Annotated in this window: 19 protein-coding genes; 9 read left to right on the top strand and 10 right to left on the bottom strand. The window is 68.6% G+C overall.

Features of this window, described 5'->3' with window-relative positions:
* Nucleotides 1-199 precede the first annotated feature (199 nt).
* Complete coding sequence (locus BGO45_RS12715) at nt 200-1609, bottom strand: chaplin family protein (protein WP_292694803.1); 1410 nt, start codon at nt 1607-1609, stop codon at nt 200-202.
* Between the two features lie 83 nt (nt 1610-1692).
* A complete protein-coding gene (locus BGO45_RS12710) occupies nt 1693-2718 on the bottom strand; it encodes a hypothetical protein (protein WP_292694801.1) in 1026 nt (341 codons plus the stop codon).
* Nucleotides 2719-3396: 678 nt separating this feature from the next.
* Between BGO45_RS12710 and dnaB the strand changes: the two genes are divergently transcribed.
* A complete protein-coding gene (gene dnaB, locus BGO45_RS12705; protein ID WP_366515019.1) occupies nt 3397-4692 on the top strand; it encodes a replicative DNA helicase in 1296 nt (431 codons plus the stop codon).
* A gap of 46 nt (nt 4693-4738) precedes the next feature.
* Here dnaB and BGO45_RS12700 read toward each other — a convergent pair whose 3' ends face one another.
* Complete coding sequence (locus BGO45_RS12700) at nt 4739-5605, bottom strand: AraC family transcriptional regulator (protein ID WP_292694797.1); 867 nt, start codon at nt 5603-5605, stop codon at nt 4739-4741.
* 225 nt (nt 5606-5830) lie between these two features.
* On the opposite strand from BGO45_RS12700, the gene BGO45_RS12695 reads away from it, so the two are divergent.
* A complete protein-coding gene (locus tag BGO45_RS12695; protein ID WP_292694795.1) occupies nt 5831-6547 on the top strand; it encodes a Type 1 glutamine amidotransferase-like domain-containing protein in 717 nt (238 codons plus the stop codon).
* A 24-nt stretch (nt 6548-6571) separates the two neighbouring features.
* On the opposite strand, the gene BGO45_RS12690 is transcribed toward BGO45_RS12695, so the two are convergent.
* Nucleotides 6572-7279 (bottom strand): SDR family oxidoreductase, encoded by a 708-nt coding sequence (locus BGO45_RS12690; protein ID WP_292694794.1) that lies wholly within the window; start codon nt 7277-7279, stop codon nt 6572-6574.
* A gap of 124 nt (nt 7280-7403) precedes the next feature.
* Here BGO45_RS12690 and BGO45_RS12685 point away from each other — a divergent pair, with 124 nt between their 5' ends.
* Nucleotides 7404-8018 (top strand): TetR/AcrR family transcriptional regulator, encoded by a 615-nt coding sequence (locus tag BGO45_RS12685; protein ID WP_292694792.1) that lies wholly within the window; start codon nt 7404-7406, stop codon nt 8016-8018.
* A 38-nt stretch (nt 8019-8056) separates the two neighbouring features.
* On the opposite strand, the gene BGO45_RS12680 is transcribed toward BGO45_RS12685, so the two are convergent.
* The 3 genes from BGO45_RS12680 to BGO45_RS12670 are packed head-to-tail and all read right to left on the bottom strand — an operon-like array spanning nt 8057 to nt 10874.
* Nucleotides 8057-8917 carry an alpha/beta hydrolase gene (locus tag BGO45_RS12680; protein WP_292694791.1) on the bottom strand — a complete coding sequence of 287 codons (861 nt, stop codon included), beginning with the start codon at nt 8915-8917 and terminating at the stop codon, nt 8057-8059.
* A gap of 55 nt (nt 8918-8972) precedes the next feature.
* Nucleotides 8973-9968, bottom strand: a complete 996-nt coding sequence (locus BGO45_RS12675) for an NADP-dependent oxidoreductase (protein ID WP_292694789.1) — start codon at nt 9966-9968, stop codon at nt 8973-8975.
* Nucleotides 9969-10010: 42 nt separating this feature from the next.
* Nucleotides 10011-10874: an alpha/beta hydrolase gene (locus BGO45_RS12670; protein WP_292694787.1), complete on the bottom strand. Its 864-nt coding sequence runs from the start codon at nt 10872-10874 to the stop codon at nt 10011-10013.
* Between the two features lie 97 nt (nt 10875-10971).
* Between BGO45_RS12670 and BGO45_RS12665 the strand changes: the two genes are divergently transcribed.
* The 3 genes from BGO45_RS12665 to BGO45_RS12655 all read left to right on the top strand — a co-directional run bounded on the left by BGO45_RS12665 (nt 10972) and on the right by BGO45_RS12655 (nt 13846).
* Complete coding sequence (locus BGO45_RS12665) at nt 10972-11616, top strand: TetR/AcrR family transcriptional regulator (RefSeq protein WP_292694786.1); 645 nt, start codon at nt 10972-10974, stop codon at nt 11614-11616.
* 85 nt (nt 11617-11701) lie between these two features.
* Nucleotides 11702-12688, top strand: coding sequence for an aldo/keto reductase (locus BGO45_RS12660; RefSeq protein WP_292694784.1), 987 nt, complete (start codon nt 11702-11704; stop codon nt 12686-12688).
* A gap of 213 nt (nt 12689-12901) precedes the next feature.
* Complete coding sequence (locus tag BGO45_RS12655; RefSeq protein ID WP_292694782.1) at nt 12902-13846, top strand: alpha/beta hydrolase; 945 nt, start codon at nt 12902-12904, stop codon at nt 13844-13846.
* A 51-nt stretch (nt 13847-13897) separates the two neighbouring features.
* Here BGO45_RS12655 and BGO45_RS12650 read toward each other — a convergent pair whose 3' ends face one another.
* Together BGO45_RS12650 and BGO45_RS12645 are read right to left on the bottom strand one after the other, a co-directional pair.
* Complete coding sequence (locus BGO45_RS12650; RefSeq protein WP_292694780.1) at nt 13898-14476, bottom strand: hypothetical protein; 579 nt, start codon at nt 14474-14476, stop codon at nt 13898-13900.
* 62 nt (nt 14477-14538) lie between these two features.
* Nucleotides 14539-15237 carry a TetR/AcrR family transcriptional regulator gene (locus tag BGO45_RS12645; protein ID WP_292694778.1) on the bottom strand — a complete coding sequence of 233 codons (699 nt, stop codon included), beginning with the start codon at nt 15235-15237 and terminating at the stop codon, nt 14539-14541.
* 77 nt (nt 15238-15314) lie between these two features.
* Between BGO45_RS12645 and BGO45_RS12640 the strand changes: the two genes are divergently transcribed.
* Both BGO45_RS12640 and BGO45_RS12635 read left to right on the top strand, forming a co-directional pair.
* Nucleotides 15315-16151 (top strand): SDR family oxidoreductase, encoded by an 837-nt coding sequence (locus BGO45_RS12640; protein ID WP_292694775.1) that lies wholly within the window; start codon nt 15315-15317, stop codon nt 16149-16151.
* Nucleotides 16152-16304: 153 nt separating this feature from the next.
* A complete protein-coding gene (locus BGO45_RS12635) occupies nt 16305-17051 on the top strand; it encodes an alpha/beta hydrolase (protein ID WP_292694773.1) in 747 nt (248 codons plus the stop codon).
* 119 nt (nt 17052-17170) lie between these two features.
* Here the strand turns inward: BGO45_RS12635 and BGO45_RS12630 are convergent, their stop codons facing one another.
* Entirely contained in the window at nt 17171-18337 is a 1167-nt protein-coding gene (locus BGO45_RS12630; protein ID WP_292694772.1) for a hypothetical protein, read from the bottom strand.
* Between the two features lie 711 nt (nt 18338-19048).
* Here BGO45_RS12630 and BGO45_RS12625 point away from each other — a divergent pair.
* Nucleotides 19049-19630 (top strand): GNAT family N-acetyltransferase, encoded by a 582-nt coding sequence (locus BGO45_RS12625; protein ID WP_292694771.1) that lies wholly within the window; start codon nt 19049-19051, stop codon nt 19628-19630.
* Nucleotides 19631-19674: the final 44 nt, after the last annotated feature.

Raw genomic sequence — 19674 nt, 5'->3', positions numbered from 1 at the left:
CGGCGGAGATTCGGCGGAGGGAGGACGCCGCGGGCGCGTTCGGTCCTCCCCTGGCCGAATCTCCTCCCGCCGTCGTCGCGCGGCGGGGGCTCCGACGGCGACTGACCCCGGACATGCCGGACACCGGATGCCACGCCCCCAATGAGCCATGGCATCCGGTGCCCCGTCGGGAGAGGCCGAAGCCCCTCCCGGACGGGTGTCAGGTGGTGAGGCGGCGGCGGATGACCAGCGCCCCTCCGAGGGCGAGCAGGATCAGAGCTGCGTTGAGCAGGCCCCACATCATGCCGCCGCTGACTCCGGTGACGGCCAGCGCGCCCTGGGGCGCGGCCATCGACGACACCGCCGAAGCCGACGACACCGAGGCGACCGTGCCGTTCACGCCGGGCGTGCCCGGGGTGCCGGGCGTGCCCGGGGCGCCGGGGGTGCCGGGCGTGCCCGGGGTGCCGGGGGTCCCGGGCGTGCCGGGGGTACCGGGGGTGCCGGGCGTTCCGGGGGTGCCGGGGGTGCCGGGCGTTCCGGGCGTTCCGGGCGTTCCGGGGGTTCCGGGCGTTCCCGGGGTGCCCGTCTCCGAGCCCTCCGTGGTGCTGTCGCCGATGATCGAGACCGCGTTGCCGCCGATGGTGATGGGCAGGGCGATCGGGATGATCAGCTGGTTGCCGCCGAGGAGGCTGTCGCCGCCGTCGGTGGTGACGTCGCCGAGCAGGCCGCCCGAGCCGCCGCCGGTGGTGGTGGCGTTCTCCGACGTGCTGTCGCCGATTCCGGAGACCGCGTTGCCGCCGATGGTGACGGGCAGGCTGATCGGGGCGATGACCTGGTTGCCGCCGAGGAGGCTGTCGGTGCCGTCGGTGGTGACGTCGCCGGTGCCGCCCGTGGTGGTGGTGTCGCCGGTGGTGGTGGCGTCCTCGCTGTGGCTGTCGCCGATGACCGACACGGCGTTGCCGCCGATGGTGACGGGCGCCGAGATCGGGGCGATCACCTGGTTACCGCCGAGGATGCTGTCGCCGCCGTCGGTGGTGACGTCCCCGGTGCTGCCCGTGGTGGTGCCGCCGGTGGTGGTGGCATCCTCCGAGTGGCTGTCACCGATGACCGACACGGCGTTGCCGCCGATGGTCACGGGCACCGACACGGGGAGGACGGCCTGGTTGCCGCCGCCGACGCTGTCGGTGCCGTCGGTCTCGACGACCGGAGCGGCAGCGGGTTCCTCCGCGGGCGGGGCGGTCTCTTCCGCGGGGGCCGAGGTCTCGGCATCCGAGGTGTGGCTGTCACCGATGACCGACACGGCGTTGCCGCCGATGGTCACGGGGACGTCCACCGAGATGAGGCCCTGGTTGCCGCCGAGGAGGCTGTCGCTTCCGTCAGTGGTGGCCTCGGGCGCCGGCTGCGACGCGGGTGCCGAGGTGGTGGCATCCTCGCTGTGGCTGTCGCCGAGGACCGACACGGCGTTGCCGCCGATGGTGACGGGCAGGTCGACCGAGATGATCGCCTGATCGCCCGAGAGGAGGCCGTCGGTGCCCGACGTCTCCGCGGCATTGGCCATGCCGGCTCCGACGACGGCCAGGCCGCCGCCGATCAGCGCGCCGAGGATGGCACGCGAGTAGATCTTTCGCATGAGAGTTCTCTCCTGAGTAGTGAGTGAGGGTGCGCGGAAACGCGCGGGACCGTCTGTCGTACCGGGGCACGACGCGGCCCGCCTCAGTCGGGAGAGACGTCGGTGGAGAAGACCGGGGCGCCGGGGAGATCGTCGTCGACGAGTGCGCTGCGGAAGAGAAGAACGAAGGTCGGCGCACCGGCGCGGTCGTCGAGACGCGCGGCGCCGGGTCCGCCGGCACCCGACGAGAGGGATGCCGAGGACGAACCCGGGATGCCATCACCCAGCCCGTAGCCGACGGGCGCCTCTGCGGGCGGAGTGGTGCCGTGAACAGACGTGTGGCCCGGGGAGTCTGCCGCGGTGGCGGCGAACGCCTCGGCTGCGGCTTCGGCGCGCGCGGTGGCGGCCGTGGGCTCGGCGGCGCTCGCCGTAGCCGCGGGTGCGGGCGCGGGTGCCACGGCGGCCGTCGGCACCGCGCTCTCGGCCGGCTGGTCGGGCTGCGGGGGAGTCGTGGGGTCGACGCTGCTGCCGGGAAGCGTGCCGCCGCCCGGGAGGGTGGGCACGATCGGGTCGGTGGACGGCGCGGTTCCGATGACGGCGGGCAGAGTCTGGTCGACGGTGTCGACCACGCCGGTCACGACGTCGTCGAGGCCGATGCCCGAGACGACTCCGCCCACGACCGGTACCGAGACGACGGTGTCGACCACGGGGGTGACGACGGTGCCGACGACCCCCGACGAGGCGACCTCCGACACGGTGTCGGTGACGGTGTCGACGGTGCTCGTCGCGGTGTCGTTGACCGTGTCGACGACGGCGTTCACGGTGTCGACCGTGGTCTCGGTGACCGCGCGGACCGGCTCGCTCACGGGTGCGGGGACGACGGCTGCGACGGGAGCCGTCACGGGCTCGACCGTCTGGACCACGGATGCCACGGTGTCGCCGACCGCTCCCGTGGTGCTGTTCACGGTGTCGGTGACGAGACCGAGGAGACCCGAGCCGGAGTCGTCGTTCGCGGACGCCGCCGACGACGAGAAAGTGAGGGAGAGGAAGACCCACGCCAGGGCGGCGATGAACGCCCACCCGAGCACGCGAAGCGCCGGGATCGCGCTTCGCCGGGTCGCGGCATCCATGTCTGACTCCCCAAAGTCGGTAGACACTCGCCTATGACGTGTCTATGGGCGGCGACTTTACGCCTCTCGCGCTGAGAAGGCCAGAGACTCAGGGAATGCCCAGTTACCACGCGGTGTCGGCGGGGGAACCGACCGACACGCCGCACGTGAACATAACTTGACAGCGGAGGCGGTTGTCAGTAGCTGCTCGCCGAAGTTATCCCCCGTGTTGTCCACACACTTTTGTCAAGTCGAGCAACCTTCAACCTATGCTTCAACCAGGATTCCCACAGCTTTCCTGTGGACAGATAAACACCAGATCAGGCTTCACTTCGAGAAACTGTTTCCACATCATCCACCGAGTTCTCCACAGGAGTTGTGCACAGCAATCGCGGCGTTTCTCGCAAGCTGTCCACAGAGTTATCCACAGGCCTGTTTGCGTGGAGGAGGGGTCGTCCTTAGCGTGGGTGCATCCCATCGGGCACACCCGTTCCCTTCACGCGCGTCGATGTCGGAGGCCCCGGGTTGGATGTTGCTCGAGGTCGTCGTCCCGACTCGTCCGCCGCGTCCGCGTGCGCGTGACGGCCCGTGGGGGAGTGCGTCCGAAACCGAGAAGGAGTGCCTGTGTCGATTGCCGACATCGCCGACGAGCGTCTCGGGGGATCCAAGCCCCGGCCGGAGCGCACCCCGCCGCACGACATGCTCGCCGAGCAGAGCGCCCTGGGCGGGATGCTGCTGTCGAAGGATGCGGTGGCCGATGTCATCGAGACGCTTCGCGGACCCGACTTCTACGTGCCGAAGCACGAGCTGATCTTCGAGGCCATCCTCACGCTGTACTCGCACGGCGAGCCGACCGACGTGGTCGCGGTCACCGACGAGCTCATCAAGACCGGTGAGCTGCAGCGCGCCGGCGGCGCCGACTACCTGCACACCCTCACCTCGATCGTCCCGACGGCGGCCAACGCGGGCTACTACGCGTCGATCGTCGCCGAGCGTGCGCTGCTGCGCCGCCTGGTCGAGGCGGGCACGCGCATCGTGCAGATGGGCTACGCGGGCGAGGGCGACCCGACAGAGCTCGTCAACAGCGCGCAGGCCGAGATCTACAACGTCTCGGGCGACGACAGCGCGGAGGACTACATCCCCCTGACGATGGCGGTGGATGCCGCGGTCGAAGAGATCGAGGCCGCTCGCGGTCGCGATGGGTCGATGACCGGCATCCCGACCGGCTTCGCCGGCCTCGACCAGCTGACCAACGGTCTGCACCCGGGTCAGATGATCGTGCTCGCCGCGCGTCCCGCCATGGGTAAGTCGACGCTCGCGCTCGACTTCGCCCGTGCCGCCGCGATCAAGTCGAACGCGCCGTGTATCTTCTTCTCGCTCGAGATGGGGCGCAGCGAGATCGCGATGCGTCTGCTGAGCGCCGAGGGGTCGATTCCGCTGCAGAGCATGCGCAAGGGAACCCTCGACTCGCGCGACTGGACGACGGTGGCCTCGACCCGCGGTCGTATCAACGACGCGCCCCTCTACATCGACGACAGCCCGAACATGACGCTGGTCGAGATCCGTGCGAAGTGCCGTCGCCTGAAGCAGCGCGAGGGTCTGAAGATGGTCGTGATCGACTACCTGCAGCTGCTCACGAGTGGTAAGCGCGTCGAGTCGCGTCAGCAGGAGGTCAGTGAGTTCTCGCGTGCGCTGAAGCTGATGGCGAAGGAGCTGCAGGTTCCCGTCATCGCGCTGTCGCAGCTGAACCGTGGTGCCGAGCAGCGCGCCGACAAGAAGCCCGCCCTGTCCGACCTGCGTGAGTCGGGCTCGATCGAGCAGGATGCCGACATGGTCGTGCTCCTTCACCGTGAGGCCGCGTACGAGAAGGACTCGCCGCGTGCCGGTGAGGCCGACCTGATCGTGGCGAAGCACCGTAACGGGCCTACGGACACCATCACGGTGGCGTTCCAGGGGCACTATTCGCGGTTCGCGGACATGGCGCCGGGCATGTGAGTCGACGGACCTGCCGACATCTCACCATCGGCAGGTCCGTTCTCGTCTAGGCGCGTTCCACGGGGAGCCACAGCTCGCAGATGGCTGTACGGAAGTCGGCGGCACGGTCGAGCACCGCGACGATGGACGGCCCCGGTCGGAGCCGCCAAGGGTTCGACGGGAACCAGTCCGTCGCTGTCGCCGCCCAAGCCTCTTGCAACGCTGCCGGGTAATCGCCTTCGGTGCGGAATACGGCCCACGTACCGGCCGTGACCTCGATCGTGTCGAGATCGTCGGCCACCGGGGCCGTGCCTGCGACGGCTACGCCGTGCAGGTAGGTCAGTTCGCTTCCCTCGGTGTAGTCCGGGTCGACGTCTGCGCTGACCTGCAGCAACCCGGCCGGCTCGGTGTCGCTCAGGGCCTTGAGGCGCACGTGCTCCGACACTGGCAGGGAGGCGATATGCGATTGGATGTGCGGGTTGACGCCCTCGTGGATGAGGGGCACGCGTGTGGCGTGCCCGACGAGGCGGAAGCCCGGTCGATCGGTGATTCGGGTGTCCATGGTGATTTTCCCTTCGACGGTCAGGCGGAACCTGAGTTGCGGTTGTATTCGAAGGGGGCCGCCGGCTCGCTTGACGTCACCGACGCTGATGTTGTGCACCGATCGGAACGCTCGACCGAAGGCCTCGGTCGACCCGTAGCCGTAGCGCACCGCGATGCTCAGCAGGTCGTCGGGTCCGAGAACGTCTGCTGCCGCGACCGACATGCGGCGACGCCGGATGTAGTCCGATAGCGGCATCCCGGCCAGCGACGAGAACATCCGACGGAGGTGGTACTCGGTCGTGCCGAGTTCCCTCGCCAACGATGCGACGTCGAGGTCGTCGTCCAGATGAGCTTCGACCAGCTCAATCAGCCTGTTCAGCTCCGCGATCATGCCGCCTCCTTCGACATCCACGTTTCCCGGTCGCCACGATCGGCACCCTACTATCGCGGTCCGATCGGATCGGAGATCGTCGAGTGTGGCTGCGCACCCGCTCTTGGGACGGGTCTCGTGCGCGAAATTGGGTGGCTGTTCTTGGGACATCGATCCCCGGAAACTAGCCTTGGCCGGACACCTACCCGCGGCATATACCCGCTCGTCGATCGAATCGAGTGAATCGTGAAGCTCCTCCTGACCTCCGGCGGAATCACGAACGACAGCATCCGTGCGGCGCTCGTCGAGCTGCTCGGCAAGCCGATCGAGGAGGCTCGTGCGCTGGTGATCCCGTCCGCTCAGTGGGGGCACCCGATGTGCACGCCCGAGAGTGTGTGGCGCACCGTCTCAGGCCGGTGGGGCGGCGACGCACGCTTCGCTGACCTGGGCTGGAAGTCGGTCGGCGTCCTCGAGCTGACGGCGCTGCCCACCGTCGGTGAGGAGCGATGGATGCCATGGGTCCGCGAAGCGGATGTCCTGTTGGTCGACGGCGGCGAGGCGGTCTACCTGGCGCACTGGATGCGCGAGTCGGGTCTTGCGGCGCTCCTCCCGTCGCTGCGCGACACGGTCTGGGTCGGCGTGAGCGGCGGGAGCATGGTGCTCACACCGCGCATCGGCGAGGAGTTCGTCGAGTGGCGACCGGACGGCGCCGACGAGACCCTCGGTCTCGTCGACTTCTCGATCTTTCCGCACCTGGACTATCCGGGCTGGTCGTCGAACACGACGGAGAGCGCGCGACGGTGGGCGGCGAAGATCGCCGGACCGTCGTACGCGATCGACGATCAGACGGCGCTCGCCGTCGTGGGCACGGACGTGCGGGTGATCTCCGAGGGGAGCTGGGAGTTCTTCGACGGCGGTCCCTCCCGTGAGGCGGACCCGCCGGCGCCGGCACCCCACACGTAAGCGCGCTCCACGGTGCGGCCGGTGCTACCTCGCGAGCTCGGGGTACAGCGCCTCGAACGGACCGGACAGTGCCGCCTTCAAATGCACCGAGGTCTCATCGGCCAGCACCTCGTACTCCCCGGCCTCCGTGGCATCCAGGACCTTCGCGACGAGGACCGCGGGGTCGAGCTTCGGGTCCGTCGACCCTGCGGCCATCGCCGTATCGACCCACCCCACGTGAACGCCCACGACCTGGACGCCGGCCGGGTGCAGCTCGAGGCGCAGAGAGTTCGTCGCCGACCAGAGGGCGGCCTTCGTGGCCGAGTAGATGCCGCCGACGGCGAACCAGGCCATCGCCGAGTGGATGTCTATGATCGCGGTCCCGCCCTGCTGTGCCGACAGCAGCGGCGCATAGGCGCGCGCGAGCATCAGCGGTCCGACGAAGTTCGTTTCGATGTTGTCGCGGATCTCGGACTCGGTGTGGTTCAGGATGCCGACGCTCGCGGGCGACGCGCCGGCGTTGTTGATCAGGATCGTGACATCGGGCGCGGCGGCGACAACGGCTTCGATCGAGGAGGCGTCCGTCACGTCGAGCGGAAGAGCGACGACGCGTTCGTCGTCCCAGATGCGAGGGGTGCGGGCGGTGGCGTAGACCTTCGCCGCGCCGCGTGCGAGTGCCTCCCGCACGAAGTGGGTGCCGATTCCTCCGTTCGCGCCGGTGACAAGGACGGTGGCTCCGTTGAGTGCGGTCATGGCTGTGCCTCTTTCTTGTTCGGGATCAGGCGGACGTCGGTGAGAGAATCGGGGGTGGATCAGACCTCCTAGCGACTACGCTCATAACTGAGGCTGCTCATGATCTATTCCCGGAGGCGCGTACATGTCAGTGACGTCATCGCCCGTCGGTAGGCGCGAGCGCAACAAGCAGGAGAAGCTCGAGCGCATCGTGGCCGCCGCGGGTGCCCTGTTCGCGGAGCGCGGCGTCGATGACGTGACGACTCAGGAGATCGCGGACGCCGCCGACATCGGCACCGGCACCCTCTTCCTGTATGCCAAGACCAAGGGCGAGCTGCTCCTCCTCGTGCAGAACGCGCATTACGCGCGTGCGCTCGACGAAGGCCGCGTCGCCGCGGCCGCCGCAACCGGAGCGGTCGACGGCGTCCTCGCGCTCCTCGCGCCGGTCGTCGCCTGCAACCGGACTCAGGTCGACAACGGACGGACGTACCTGCGCGAGATGATCTTCGGCGATGCCGGCGAACCGCATCACGCCGAAGCGCTCAGGATCGTCGGCGAATCCGAGCGATCGATCACCGAGCTGATCGCCGCGCGCGCCGGGCGGAGCGAAGCGGATGCCGGAGTCCTGGCGCGCGTGATCTCGTCGGCGCTCCTGGTCGCGATGGCATCGGAGCCTTCGGCCGAGACGAGTGTCGACGATATCCTCGCGGTCGTTCGCACGCAGGTGCGAGCGGTTTTGTCGGGCAACCCCGTCGGATAGCGCGCGGAGGCGCCGATCGCTCCCTTCGCGAGGGAGCGTCAGGCGCGTGGCTCGGTGAGGAACGCCGCGGCGACGGGCGCGAATTTCTCCCAGTACTGGAAGATGCCGCCATGGCCGGAGTTCGGGTAGATGATCAGCTCCGAGCCTGCGATGCGGCGGTGGAGATCCTCCGACAGAACGCTGGGGACCATGCGGTCGTTGTCCCCGTTGGCGATGAGCGTCGGCGACGTGATCACCGAGAGGTCGGACGGCGCGGAGCGGCCGTACTTCACGATCGCCTTCAGCTGCGTGCTGAATGCCTTGTTGGAAATCGCCTTGTCGCGGTCGACCGTGCGCTCCTTGAGTCGCTCGACGAACGCCTTGCCGGCCTTCTTGCCGGCGGTGTCTCGGTTGAAGAAAAGGAACTCCTTGGGGTCGGAGCGCGTGATCACGGAGCGGAAGATGTCCCAATAGGTCGTGCCGACGACCTTGTCCATGTCCTTGCCGCCGCGGGGGCCCGTGCCGGTGAGAACGAGACGACGGACGAGGTCGGGGTGCTTCACCACGAGATCCTGAGCGATCATCCCGCCCATGGAGAACGAGAACAGGTCGATCTTGGCGTAACCCAGGCCCGTCGTGATGAAGCGGTACGCGTCGTCAGCGGCTTCTTCGAGCGTGTCGGAAACCCGGCCGCTGGACGCGCCGACGCCGAGCTGATCGAAGGTGATGACGCGGCGGGTCTTGGCGATCGCATCGATGAGGCGGGGGTCCCAGTTGTCGAGGGTCGCGGCGAGGTGGACGAAGAAGACGACCGGGATCTCCTCCTTGGGTCCCAGCTCGCGGTAGGCGAACGTGTCGCCGCCGACCCTGACGGTCTTCGCGGGGGCCTGAGCGTAGGAGGTGATGGTCGGTTCATTCATGAGCGGTGTGTCCTCTGGGTCGTGAGATGGATGCTGAGGGTGGAGGGGAGGCGGGTCACGCGCCGAGCAGGACGGACTTCCCACGGATGCCGCCGCGCTCCAGCGCCGCGAGAGCGTTCGGTGCCTCGTCGAAGGCGTGGGTGGCGCCGACGACGGGGCGGATCACACCGGCATCCACGAGCTCGGCGATCTCCCGCAAGCGCGTGCCGTCGGCGCGCATGAAGAGGAACTCGTAGCCGACGCCGAGCCTCTTCGCCCGTCCGCGAACGCGGCGACTGAGCGCGCTCATCGCGAGCCGAAGGAGGGGGTTCAGGCCGTTTTCGCGAGCGAAGGCGGGCGTCGGCGGGCCGGCAATACCCACGGCGATGCCACCGGGGCGCAGCACGCCCAGTGACTTCATGAGGTTTTCGCCCCCGAGGCTGTCGAGCACGAAGTCGTATCCCGACAGCTCTTCGGCGAAGTCCTGGCTCGCGTAGTCGATCACGACGTCCGCGCCCAGGGAGCGGACGAAGTCGGCGTTCCTCGCCGAGGCCGTCGTCGCCACCTGCGCGCCCAGGTGCTTCGCCAGCTGGATCGCGATCGTTCCGACACCGCCGGCGCCGCCGTGGATGAGCACCTTGTGCCCCGCCGTCACTCCGCCCTTCTCGACGAGGGCCTGCCACGCGGTGAGTGCGACCAGGGGGAGGGATGCCGCCTCGACGATGCTGATCGATGAGGGAACACTTGCCGCATCGGCCTGGTCCACGGCGATGCGTTCTGCGAAAGTGCCGATCCGGTGATCGCGCGGCCGCGCGAACACCACGTCGCCGGGCACGAACGAGCGGACCTGCGCGCCGACGCGGATCACTGTCCCGGCGACATCGTGGCCGAGCGTGAACGGGGGCCGATACGGGAGGATGAGTCGGAAATAGCCCGTGCGGATGCGCTCGTCGATGCCGTTGAGCCCGGCGGCGGCGATCGAGATGAGCACGTCGTCGGGGCCGACGCTGGGCTCGGGGACCTCCGCTTCGTGGAGGGGCTTGTCGTACCCGTCGATGATGAATGCGCGCATGTCGCGGTGTCCTGTTCTGGATGGGGGTGTCGGGGCGCCGAGTCAGGCGCGGAGGAAGGAATGGATGCGGCGCGTCACGGCGTCGCGGTGCTGCGAGACCACGCCGTGCCCGGCATCCGGGAATGTCCTGACGTCGAGAGCGGAGAACCCTTCGCGTAGCTGCTGCGCGTTCGCCGCCGGGACGAGGATGTCGTCGGCGCCGTGGAAGGTCAGCGCGGGCGTGGAGATGCGCGCGTCGACGGTGCGGGATTGCGCACCCCACCGCGCGACGGCGCGGAGTTGTGCGCGCAACACCGCGGGAGTGACGGCCGAGTCGCGGTCCGTGTGGCGCCGCTTGAGCCGGCGCTGGTAGTCGGAGGCCGCGCGGCGGCCCTGGTCGGATCCGGTGAAGAACAGCGCGGAGGTCGCGGGGCGTGCGGTGACGAGGCTGCGCGCGATGCCGCGGAGCATGACGCCCGTCATCCGGTTGAGCCCCTCGCCGCCCCGGGGGCCGGTGCCGGCCATGACGAGGTGGTCCACCAGCTCGGGCTCCCGCTCGACGATCACCTGGGCGACCATGCCTCCCATCGAGAGGCCGAAGAGGTCGATGCGGCCCAGACCGAGTCCGCGGACGGCATCGATCACGTCGTGCGCCATGCCTTCGACGCTGTCGCGCACCCTGCCGGTCGACCGTCCGACCCCGCGATAGCCGAGCGTCAGGACGCGCCGGTCCTGCGCCAGGGCGTCGATCACCTCGGGATCCCAGGCATCCAGGTTGCCGCCGAGATGCACCAGCGCGACGAGAGGACGTCCGGTGCCCGAACCGATCTCCCGGTACGCGAGGGCGGCGCCGTCGACGTGCACCGTCTTCGTGGGTGCGGCCACGAACGACGGGGTGTCGTGGTTGCTGGGCGATGCCGCGGTCATTCCCGATCCTGCCCTCCGTCGAATCCTTGTGCTCTGCTCGCAGTCGGCGAGTAGACTCAATAATGAGTGCACTCAGATAAATTGTCAAGGAGGCGACATGAGCCCGCATCCCGGAGGCGTCGGGCGTCGCGCGAGGACGATGGCCGACAAGCGGCGCCGCATCGTCGAGGCGGCACGGTCGCTGTTCGCTGAGCGCGGGGTCGGGGGCGTCACGACGAAGGAGATCTCGGACCGCGCGGACGTCGCGATCGGGACGCTGTTCCGCTATGCGGCGAGCAAGGCGGAGTTGCTGATCATGGTGCAGAACGAGAAGTTCGCCGCGGCCGTCGACGACGGCCTCGCGGAATCCGGGGTGTTGTCAGCCGGCGATGCCCCGGTCGAGGACGCCGTGATGGCTCTCGTGTCGCCCGTCATCGACTGCGTGCGCGAACACCCCGAGAACGGTCGCCTGTACCTGCACGAGGTGATCTTCGGCGACCCCGCGGAGGAGCACCGGAAGGCGGGCCTGGCTCAGGCATGGCGGTTGGAGGCGTCCATCGCCGAGCTGCTGCGCGCGCTCCCAGGTCTCGATCAGGATGCACCGACCACGCTCGCGCGGATCATCACGTCGATCCTCCACATCACGATGACGGCGACGCTGCACCTCGGGGATACCCCCGACGAGGTGAAAGCCACCGTCCGGTCGCAACTCACCGCGCTTCTCCGGATGCCGCCCCGGGCGGACGCCGACACCGCCCCGTGAACCCGGCGCTCGGGGGCGAGGCTCGATGCCCCACACCACCGTGGGCGGGCGTAGCGTCGAGGTCACACGACGAAGGGACTCGATCATGCACACCCGCACATTGGGACAGGGGCTGAAGGTCTCGGCCGTGGGGCTGGGCTGCATGGGCATGTCGCAGAGCTACGGCCCCAATCCCGGCACCCGTGACGACATGATCGAGGTCCTCCGCTCCGCGGTCGACCTCGGCGTCACCTTCTTCGACACGGCCGAGGTCTACGGCCCATACGTCAACGAGGAGCTCGTGGGTGAAGCCCTCGAACCGGTCCGCGACCAGGTCGTCATCGCGACGAAGTTCGGGTGGGACATCCGAGACGGCAAGAGCGTGGGTCTCGACAGCCGGCCCGACCGGATCCGCGCCGTCGCCGAGGCGTCGCTGCGGCGGCTGCGCACTGATGTGATCGACCTGTTCTACCAGCACCGGGTCGATCCCGACGTGCCGATCGACGACGTCGCAGGCACCGTGGGGGAGCTCGTCGCCGAGGGGAAGGTCCGTCACTTCGGCCTGTCCGAGGCCTCCGCCGCGACGATCCGCCGCGCCCATGCGGCCTTCCCCGTGACGGCGCTGCAGAGCGAGTACTCCCTGTGGACCCGCGACTCGGAGTCGGAGGTTCTGCCGACGCTCGCGGAACTCGGGATCGGTCTCGTGCCGTTCAGCCCTCTCGGCAAGGGATTCCTCACCGGAACGGTGGACCAGAGCACGTCGTTCGCGGACGGCGATGTGCGTGCCACGATTCCGCGGTTCACCGAAGAGAACCGCGAGGCCAACCGTGCCCTCGTCGATCACATCAGCGCGATCGCTGCATCGAGGGGTGCGACGTCGGGACAGGTCGCGCTCGCGTGGCTCCTGGCCCAGCATCCGTGGATCGTCCCCATCCCGGGGACCCGCCGCACGTCCCGCATCGAAGAGAACGCCGGGTCGACCGCGGTGGCGTTGTCGGCGGACGACCTCGCGGATCTCGACGGCCTCGCGCAGCGTGTCCGCGTGCAGGGCGACCGCTACAACGCGCAGCACATGGGGTACGTCGGGCGCTAGGCGGTCGCGATCGGGTCGCGACAGCCGCGCCTCCTCGTCGGTGCGCCGTTCGGAAGAGCATCGAGAACCTCCGAGACGTGCACGGAGTCACCAGGATCAGTGACGCATGTCACCGTGCGAGGTGACATGGCGACACTTCTCCCGCTCATCCCACGCCGCTGTGATGGACGGAGGATCCCGCGGGCCTCCCGCCCGCCCTTTGAGAGAAGCGCCATGAAAAAGCCCGTGAAGGCCACCCTCGTCACCCTCGGCATCATCGCCGCCATCCCCGTCCTGTTCCTCGCGACGACGTCGACGGTGAATGCCGTTGCAACCGCGTCGGAAGCCGACGCGATCGCGCCCTACGGGGAACTCGTCGACATCGGGGGCAAGCGCATCAATGTCGTGGACCGTGGCGACGGAGCGGAGACGATCGTCCTCCTCCCTGGCTTGGGTACGGCCGCGCCGGCACTCGACTTCGCGCCCCTGATCGACGCCCTCGAGGACGCCCACCGCGTCATTGCCATAGAGCCGCTGGGGACCGGGCGGAGCGACCAGGCGGACACTCCACGAACGGTGGACAACATCGCCCGTGAGGTCCACTCCGCCCTCCAGCGACTCGGGGTGGATCGGTATGTCCTCATGGGGCACTCCATCGCCGGCATCTACGCCATGCACTACAGCACCCTGTACCCCGAAGAGCTCGTCGCGTTCGTCGGAATCGACAGCAGCGTTCCCGGGCAACCGGGGTGGAACGAACCCATCCCCACCGATGGGCTGGTCGCTCTGCGCGATCTCGGCATCCTCAGGCTCCTGGCGGCGACCTCCGGTGACGCCTACGCCGGGATGCCGTATGACGAGCAGTCGAAAGAGCAGATGCGCCTGCTCGCCACGAAGAACTCGACCGCACCGACGATGCTCGACGAAATGGATCACTCGGTGGTGAATTTCTCGGCGGTCGACGGGCTCTCGTTCCCCCCGTCGCTCCCGGTCCTGCTTTTCGTCGCGAACGGTGATGCAGAGATCCCCGGCTGGCTCGCGCTTCACGAGCGGCAGGCATCCGTCAGCGAACACGGATCGGTCGTTCCGCTCGACGGCGAGCACTATCTCCACCACACGCGTTCGGTGGAGATCTCGACCTCCACCACTGCCTTTCTGAGCGGGTTGTCGACGCGCTGACGGCCACCGGCCGCCGTGCTCCCTCGCGCGGAACGAGTCGACTTACTGCGCCTACTTCACCCAGAACCCCACCGCGCACAGCAGCCGCGTTTCGTCGTCGGCGTCCGCGGGCGGCTCGATCGCCGGCGGGAATACGCCCCACTGCCGCCACTCGTCGGCGTGCGGGGTGACGTGCTCGTTCAGGCCGTCGATGAGCTCGGGGGAGAGGTGGAACGGGATGCCGAAGTGCTTCGCGATCGAGTACGCCTGGAACGCGCGGTAGGTGGAGAGGTGGGCGAAGCCCTCGCCCGCGGGGTAGTCGCCGTACGTGAACCGGAAGGTCTCGGCGAAGTCGCCCGCGCGCACGGCGGCGCCCGCCCGGTCGTTGAGCGCGTCGTACGAGGCGATCGGGTCGTCACCGAGCAGGTCGGCGTCGGCGTACTGGTCGCCGTCGGCGGCGGCGCGTCCGGCGATCACGTCGGGGATCCAGGCTTCGTCGTACGCGTGCCGCCCGATGATGCCGAGCAGCGTCGGCGATTCGAGCTGGCTCCACTCCTTCGGGACGGGCGCCGAGAGGTCGGCGGGATCGATCTTGTCGATGACCTCGCGAATGGCGGCATCGGCGTGGAGGAAGAGCTCGTCCGGTTTCATGGCGCCGACGGTACTCCCGGGCGCCGACATCGACCAGACCCGTGCGTATCGGACGACGAGTGTCAGGCGCCCCGAACACCGTTGCCGGATCGCTCGATCCCGTCGAGGAGGACCTCGATGGCGAAATCACGTCGTGCCGCATCGCCGGGTCCGGTGAGCAGGGCGGCGGAACGAGCAATGTGGGGGAACTGCCCGGGGTCGGCCTGCTCGTATGCTGCTCGCACGCGTCCACGATCCTCGCCGTCATCGCGGTTGCTGAGCTTGAGGGTGCGTTCCACGGCGGTCGACGCGGCGAACTGTGCGATGAGGTCGATCGCGAGCGCGGCGCGGTCGGCGGGGATGCCGCCCGCCTCCATCAGGGCCAGTTCGTGTTCCGCGAGGCGCAGCGCGCCGGGGAGGACGGGGATCGAGCCCAGAGCGACGGTGCCGAGGCCCGGATACTTCTCCAGCGCGTCGATGGTGTGGACGATGGTCGCCGCGAGAGCGGCTCGCCAGTCGCGTCGGTTGCCCGTGGCATCCACGAGGGCGACCTCTGCGTACGCGGCATCCAGGACGTGTTCGAGCAGGATGTCGCGGTTGCCGAAGTACGCGTAGAGCGAGGCGGGGCCGGTTTCGACCCGCGCGGCGACGTGTCGCAGGCTCACGGCGTCGACGCCGTTCTCGCGGATGAGAGCCATCGCCGCCTCGAGGATCGACTGCCGAGACAGCGGCGCCTTCGCGGGGCGAGCGCGACGTGAGACCGGCTCAGCGGGCGAAGACATGGACACACGTTATCACTTGACACGATCAACATTCGTGACGAACATTGTTCGCGAACACCGTTCGTAAAGGAGTGAACATGTCGATTCTTGTGGTGGGCGCCAGCGGTGCCGTCGGTAGCGCGGTCGTGGCGGGTCTGCTCGACCGTGGCGAGCGGGTGCGCGCGACCAGCCGCACCCCGCAGAAGCTGGACCTGCCGACACGGGTGGAGGTGTTCGCCGCCGATCTCGATGATCCAGCCTCGTTCACCGACGCTCTGACGGGTGTCGAGCGCGTGTTCCTCTATGCCGATCTCGCCGAGCCGGAGGCGCTGCTGGCGGTCTTCGCGGCGGCGGGCGTCCGGCACGTGGTGCTGCTGTCGTCGTCGTCCGTGACTCTGCCGGGGGCGGCGGAGGATTTCAACGGTTCTCGGTTTCTCCGTGTCGAGGAGGCCGTCGCCCGGTCGGGGCTCGCGTACACGTTCCTGCGCCCGGGCGGGTTCGCGAGCAACGCGGCCCGATGGAACTGGGGAGTGAAGGGCGAGAGCGCCGTTCCGCTGCCGTACCCCGACGCGGTGCAGGCGCCCATCCACGAGCAGGACATCGCCGATGTCGCCGTGGCCGCCCTCGCCACCGAAGCTCTGGTGGGTGCCGCGCCGGTGCTCACCGGACCGGAGCGCCTGACTCTTCGCGAGCAGGTGGCGCTGATCGGTGACGTCATCGGCCGGCCGGTGACGGTGATCCCGCAGACTGAGGCCGAGTCGTCGGCGATGCTGTCGCGGTTCGTGCCCGAGGTGTGGGTGCGGCAGATCATCAAGGACTGGCGCGAGGCCGTCGGCACGACTCCGCCCCTCTCCGACGAGTACACCCGCATCACGGGCCGCCCGTCGCGCACCTTCCGCGCGTGGGTCGTCGACCATGCCGACCTGTTCCGTTGAGGGGTGGGTCGGGATACTGGTCGGTGACCCGTGCTGAAGCCTGAGGAGGTGGTCCCCGTGAACGAATCGACGTGGGTGCTCCTTCGCGGAGTCACGGTCGGGCGATAGGCCGCCCGGGAGCACCACATCTCCGTGCTCCCGAAAGGCATGACCGTGCGCTTCACCTCTCACACCCTGCTCGACGGCGGCGTCCTCGAGCGCGAGTTCACGCTCGCCGGTTTCACCGGCATCCTGTGGATGCCACCCACCGCCACCCCGTCCTCGCAGGTGCCGCTCCTCCTCCTGAACCAGCCCGGCGGCTTCGACACACGACGGATGTACCCGCGGCTCGTCGCCCGCGCCGCGGCGGCCGCAAAGGAGGGCTTCGGGTCGGTGACGATCGAGCTGCCCGGCACCGGCGACCGCCCGCCCCTACCCGGCGCCGACGAGGCTCGCACCGACCTGCGCGCCGCGCTCGCCGCGGGCGAGAAGCCGGGCGCCGAGGTGATCGACCGGCTCATCCTCCCGCTCGTGGATGCCGCCGTGCCCGAGTGGCAGACCACACTGGATGCCGTCCTGGCGTTGCCCGAAATCGGCGACCGCGTCGGCTTCTCCGGCGGAGTCATCGCCGTCGGCGTCCGCCTGGCCGCGACCGACCCGCGCATCGCGGCAGCGGGGCTCTTCGCCGGAAGTTACGTGCCCCGCTCGACGATGGACGAGGCGCGGGGGATCGGCATCCCGATCCATGTCCTTCTGCAGTGGGACGACGAGGGCAACGACCGTCAGGCGGCGCTCGACCTGTTCGACGCGTTCGCCTCGACCGAGAAGACCCTCGTCGCCAACATGGGCGGGCACACGGGGGTTCCGGCGTTCGCGGGGGAGGATGCCGGGAGGTTCTTCGTGCGGCACCTACGGGTTTGAGTATGTGTGGGCCGTCGCGTCGCTGCCGAGGGTTACGCAGATGGCAATGGCTGGCCAAACTAGGCGGCACCCGGCGCGACGTGATGCGCCGGGTGCCGCGTGTTGGTGTGTGGTGATCTTTAACAGGCTGATGCCAGGGCGAACAGCACGCCGCCGCTAAAGGCGGTGCTGATGTGGGTGACGCCGGCGGGGGAGACTTTCGCCCAGGGGCCCTTGTTGATGGACTGGTAGAGGTAGCCGTCGCTTCCGAGGAAGTAGCAGTAGAGGGTGGGATCCTGCGCGCCGATGGTGACGTCGGTCGCTGTGACGCCGGCGGGGAGGGCGGGCAGGGCGGTGTTGCCCCAGCTGGCGCCGACGGTGGAGCCGGTGCTGTAGAGGACTCCGCCTTCGAAGGCGGTGCTGATGTGTGTGACTCCGGCGGGGGATGCTTTTGTCCAGGCGCCCTTGTTGACGGACTGGTAGAGGTAGCCGTCGCTTCCGAGGAAGTAGGCGTAGAGGGTCGGGCCTTGGGCGCCGATGGTGACGTCGGTTGCGGTGATGCCGGCGGGGAGGGCGGGGAATGCGGTGTTGCCCCAGCTGGCGCCGACGGTGGTGCCGGTGCTGTAGAGCACGCCGCCGTCGAAGGCGGTGCTGATGTGTGTGACTCCGGCGGGGGAGACTTTCGCCCAGGCGCCCTTGTTGACGGACTGGTAGAGGTAGCCATCGCTTCCGAGGAAGTAGGCGTAGAGGGTCGGGCCTTGGGCGCCGATGGTGACGTCGGTCGCGGTGACGCCAGCAGGGAGGGCGGGGAATGCGGTGTTGCCCCAGCTGGCGCCGACAGTGGTGCCGGTGCTGTAGAGCACGCCGCCGTCGAAGGCAGTGCTGATGTGCGTGACTCCGGCGGGGGAGACTTTCGCCCAGGCGCCCTTGTTGACGGACTGGTAAAGGTAGCCATCGCTTCCGAGGAAGTAGGCGTAGAGGGTGGGATCTTGGGCGCCGATGGTGACGTCGGTTGCGGTGATGCCGGCGGGGAGGGCGGGGAATGCGGTGTTGCCCCAGCTAGCCCCGACGAGCTTGCTCGAGGACGGTGCAGCGCTCGTGGAAGCGGATGCGCTAGTCGCTGATGCCGTGCTCGCGGACAGAACTCCGCTGCCGCCTTGCGACGGCACGTTGATGGACGGCAGATTCACGCGCCCGCTGCCGTCGCTGACCTGCGTGTTCGCGGTCGTTCCATCCGCGAACGTGTACCCGTCGCTCAGCGTCGTGGTGACTGAGCGGCCGGCGGTGGGGGTGCCGCCGACGGTCACCGTGAGGTACGCGCCGGTGATGGTGCTGCAGGCGGTGCCGGAGTAGCTGGCCTGGTTGAAGGCGAGAACGGTGGTGGTGGAGGCGGATGCCGCTGGGGCGACGGTGGCGACCGCGATGGCGGGGATGGTCCAGGCGGCGCCCTGCAGGATCGTGCGGCGATTCAGATCAGGGGGGGGTAAGGGCTGAGGTGTTGTCGGGTGTCTGAGACATGGCGGTGCCTTTCGGGTGAGGTCGTTGCTGAGATGACCGGTAACGGTCGATTCTCCGAATCACCCGATGAACGCCGGGCCGTGATCGCGAGTCCGGCCCTGGTGGTGAAGCTCACACCGGCCAGTCCGACGAACTCCCACGCGCCGCATCTACGCGGGATCTCGCTAGCAATCTCTCGCCCCCGGGCTGGCCGACGGTTATGCCTCAGCGGGCCACCATTCTCGAAGCACCCTCGAACTCACCCCCTTCGGCTGTCAACTTCGCCATGCGCGACATGTGATCGCGCCGAGCATTGCGGTCGCGTGCGTTGTCGCGACGTGGCGTCGAGATGGGGGATGCCGGTGGGGTAGGCGCTCAGCGTTGACGTGGGCTCTCGAACCGGGGCGACTGGCGGCTTCATCAGCGATGGTCATCGCAATCGTCGCTGGCTAAGCGGTCGTGCGTGTGCCAAGAGCTGGATGCGCGATGTGCCGGGCACGGTCCATCGCTAGGGTTCGAGGATGATGCCAGGGTTCTCGCCGTACACGGACGACGGGTTTGACGTGTGGCGGAATCGGCTGGCCTCCCTGCCACCAACTGGACTGCGTGTTCGCAGGGCTAAGCAGACGGACCGGGACGCGCAGATCATGCGGTGGATACAGGCAGAGTGCGAGGAGCTGTTCATTCAGTCGGTCACGGAGAATGCCCGGCAGATCGCGAAGCGCCTCGTGTTCCTGGCAGAAGTAGATGACTGCCCTGTCGGGCTGTGCGTCGCCTCGGTAGGGCGTTACAACTCGGAGCACCTGTTCATTCAGCGCGTCGGCGTCGTCCCGCCGGCCCGTCGTCGAGGAGCCGGAATCGCCTTGCTATCGGCAGCCGCCGACGAAGTGCCTGGCATGAACATCGCCGGCGCCACCGCCGCGGGGGACGAGCCAACACACGCGCTCAATCGGAAACTTGCATCGCATCTCGGCGGCGACGTCCGCAACCTCCGTCGGGGGGCATTCGCGCCTACCGACCTCGGAATTGTGCGTGGGGAACCTCACATTCCATGGGTGATCGACCGACCTGCGGGAGGAGCCGTCGGCGGGTCTGCTCGCTGACACGGTGGCAGCAGCCGCGGACCGGATGCTCTGGTGGCTCTAAT

This window comes from Microbacterium sp. 71-36 (genome assembly GCF_001898305.1).
Lineage (GTDB): Bacteria > Actinomycetota > Actinomycetes > Actinomycetales > Microbacteriaceae > Microbacterium.
Note: the sequence above shows the minus strand (reverse complement) of the source record. Positions and strands in the feature narration are given on the sequence as shown.